A 3041-nucleotide genomic window follows, 5' to 3' on the forward strand; every position below is an offset into this window, starting at 1 on the left:
GCCGGCGCGTACCAGGTGTCGATGGCGTCGGGCTACAACATGACGGGCCGTCCGCCGGTGGTGGCGGTCCGCGAGGGAGGATCGCGGCTTCTGGTGCGCCGGGAGAGCTTCGAGGACCTGTACGCCCGGGACGTCGGCCTCTGAGCGGGGCTCCGGCCGCGCGGGATCCGGCGGCGGGCCACGGCACGGGCGCGCTCTCGTCGCCGCCGCGCCGGCACCGTCCGGCCCGTCAGTCCGCCCGCTGCTCCCTGCCCTCCGTGAAGCTCCCGAACCGTATGTCGTACGAGGTGGCTCCCGACAGGACGGTGAGCAGCCGCTCCGCCTCCCGCGCCACCTCCGTACGCTGCTCGCGCGTCAGCGCTCCGAAGGCCTGGACGGTCAGTGTCGCGCTGCCGCCGTCCTCCGTGAGCTGCCAGATCCCGGCCAGGAAACCGTCCACGAGGAGTGTCCGGTACGCCTGGTTGACGTGCGAGGTGCGGCCCCGGTACCCGGGCGGGACCACCCGGCTCCGGTCGGCGTGCGAGAGCAGGAGGTTGTCGAACTCGGGCAGCAGGCGCGGCGGCGCGGGCACGTTCTCGTCGGGCCGTGGCGCGTCCGGCAGATCGAACAGCTCGACACCGTTCTCGTCCTGGAAGGTGAGCAGCCCCGGCCGCAGCCGCTCGAAGACGTCCCGCAGCCGGGTGAGCCCGGACCACATCTGCATGTCCTTGACGGAGGCCGGGCCGAAGGCGCCGAGGTAGCGCAGTACGGTCCCGTCCGGCGCGGGCGCGGGCTCGGCGGGCCGGCCGAACCAGTGCTCGGCGGTGGTCACCGTGACCTGTCCGCTCCGGCCCCACAGCCCGCGCGGAGTGGTCTGCACGAGCGGCAGCAGACAGCGCGCGGCGACGGTCAGCGCGACCGGGTCGGCGTCCGGCCACCGCGCGAGCAGCGCCTCGCGCAACTCCTTGAGCGGCCTGGGCCGCTCCTCCACCAGCGCTCGGCTGACGGCGGCGAGCCCGTCCAGGTCCACTCCGGTCAGCCGGTCGCGGAACACCCGCAGCTCCCGGTCCCGCGCGGCCTGGACGAGCGGCCGGAGGGTGAGGCAGTCGTCGGCGGTGTGCGTGTGGATGGTGGAGCGCATCGTGACCAGCCGGGCGACCTCCCGCGAGGCCATCAGTCCGGACAGCTCCTCCGGTACGAAGCCGTCCAGCCGGGCGGCGAGCTGGAAGTACGGCGGCTTGACGTTCTGGGCCTGGAGCCCGAGGAGATGGGAAACGGCGTCCTTGGCGGACATCCCACTGCGGCGCAGCAGGAGCTGGCGCTCCAGCGTGGCCCGGTTGAGGGCGCGGGTGGAGAGCACGGGATGTGTGCCGGAGTTCATCGTCTTCAGGGCCATGGCGAGCACGGTAGCGAGCCGTGCGGACAGCGTCTGTCCGCGTGCTTCGTTCGCGTGTTCTGCCCGCGTGCTTCGGCCGCGTGCTTTGGCCGCGTGTGTGAGGCGGCGGCGGGACGAGGGGCGGCCGGAACGGTGGAAGCCGGTGGAAAATGCCGCGACACGCGGCCGGGACGCTTGTTAGCTTGCCCCGCATGAAGCCGCTCACCGAGAACGAGATCCGTGGCTCGTTCGTCAACTGCTCCAAGGGCGAGGCCCGCAGAATCAGCCTCCCGCGCGATCTGGACGGCCTTCCCTGGGCCGATCTGGACTTTCTGGGCTGGCGCGATCCCGGCGCGCCCGACCGCGGCTTTCTCGTCACGGAGCGTGAGGGCGCGTGGATCGGTATCACGCTGCGGGGACCGTCGTCCGGGCGGAAGAGCGTCTTCAAGTCCAGCATCTGCTCGATCTGCGTCACACCGCACACCGCGTCCGGTGTCGATCTCATGAGCGCGCCCAAGACGGGCCCGGCGGGCCGTCAGGGCAACACCGTCGGGATCTACATGTGCGCGGACCTCGCGTGCCCGCTCTATGTCCGGGGCAAGAGAAAGACCCTGCTCGGCCGTCGGCTGGAGGAGTCGCTCACGGTGGCCGAGCAGATCGCCAGAACCCGCGCGAACCTGGACCGGTTCCTGGACAAGCTGTACGAGCAGTCCACCGACGCGGCATAACCGTACGCCGGTCTCCCGGGAAGTCCTCGGACTCCCCGTTCGCCGCACTCCCCCTACGCCGGAGTCCGCGCGCCGCGTCCCGCCACGCGCGCCGGAGCGCGGGTGACGGGACGCGGGTGACGGGACGGCGGGCACGAATCCGGGCATCCGTTCCAGGGCCCGGGTCCGGCCCCGCGGTCAGGCGCCGTACGCGCCGGTCGTCGGGCGGCGCGACGGGCGCGCCAGGGTGTACCCCGCGATGCCCGCGAGCGCGCCCAGCACACCTCCGGCCACGGTCCAGATCCAGCGGTCCGTCCACCAGCCCGAGGCCCAGCCGTCCTCCGGCTCGGACGCGAGCACCGTCCCGTCCTCGCCGTCGTCCGTACCGTTCGCGCCGCTGTCTCCGTCGCCGCCGCCGGTCTCCGTGGACGCGTCGGCGACGCCCGGGACCAGCGGAGCGGCCAGCTTGCCGCCGACCGCGTACGCACCGCCCCTGTCCGGGGTCGACGCCTCGATCTCCGTGCGTACCGGCAGCCCGAGATCCTCCTCCCGCGCGTCCACGACGGTCAGCCGTACGTAGTAGCTGCCCGGCAGCGGATCGTTGGCCCAGGGCTCGGCCCACGCCCGTACCGTACGGAGCGTGCAGCGCAGCGCGACCGTGTCCGCGTCGGCCGCGACCGCTCTGGTCTGGGCACCGTTCACACAGGGCTGGCGGCGGCGCAGCCCGTCGTAGACATCCACCCGCCAGGTGGCCGCGCCCTTCCTCCCCGCGGCGGACTCGGGCAGCGTGACCGTGGCGGTCACGGTCGGGCGCTGTCCCGCGTCGGCCGGGAAGACCCAGTAGAGATAGTCACCGGTGGAGGCCTCGGCCGTGGCCCGCTGTCCCGGCTTGAAGGCGGCGGCCGTACGGAAGGACGTGCCCGCCTCGGTCGGCCCGGCGGCGCTCTCCGAGCCGTCGGCGGCGGGCGAGGGGGTCTCGT

Annotated in this window: 3 protein-coding genes and 1 pseudogene; 2 read left to right on the forward strand and 2 right to left on the reverse strand. The window is 73.2% G+C overall.

Going from position 1 to position 3041, the window contains the following annotated elements:
- Nucleotides 1–144 (forward strand): annotated as a pseudogene (locus BFF77_RS37025) (diaminopimelate decarboxylase); the annotation flags it as partial.
- Between the two features lie 85 nt (nt 145–229).
- Here the strand turns inward: BFF77_RS37025 and BFF77_RS22040 are convergent.
- A complete protein-coding gene (locus tag BFF77_RS22040) occupies nt 230–1375 on the reverse strand; it encodes a winged helix DNA-binding domain-containing protein (RefSeq protein WP_066952600.1) in 1146 nt (381 codons plus the stop codon).
- A gap of 191 nt (nt 1376–1566) precedes the next feature.
- Between BFF77_RS22040 and BFF77_RS22045 the strand changes: the two genes are divergently transcribed.
- The gene (locus BFF77_RS22045) at nt 1567–2082 is read left to right on the forward strand and encodes an FBP domain-containing protein (RefSeq protein WP_066952596.1); all 516 of its coding nucleotides are present in this window, start codon (nt 1567–1569) and stop codon (nt 2080–2082) included.
- A 177-nt stretch (nt 2083–2259) separates the two neighbouring features.
- Here the strand turns inward: BFF77_RS22045 and BFF77_RS35785 are convergent.
- Nucleotides 2260–3041 (reverse strand): hypothetical protein (locus tag BFF77_RS35785; protein ID WP_066952598.1); only part of this gene is annotated, 782 nt, incomplete at its 5' end.

It is taken from the genome of Streptomyces lushanensis (assembly GCF_001700515.1).
Lineage (GTDB): Bacteria > Actinomycetota > Actinomycetes > Streptomycetales > Streptomycetaceae > Streptomyces > Streptomyces lushanensis.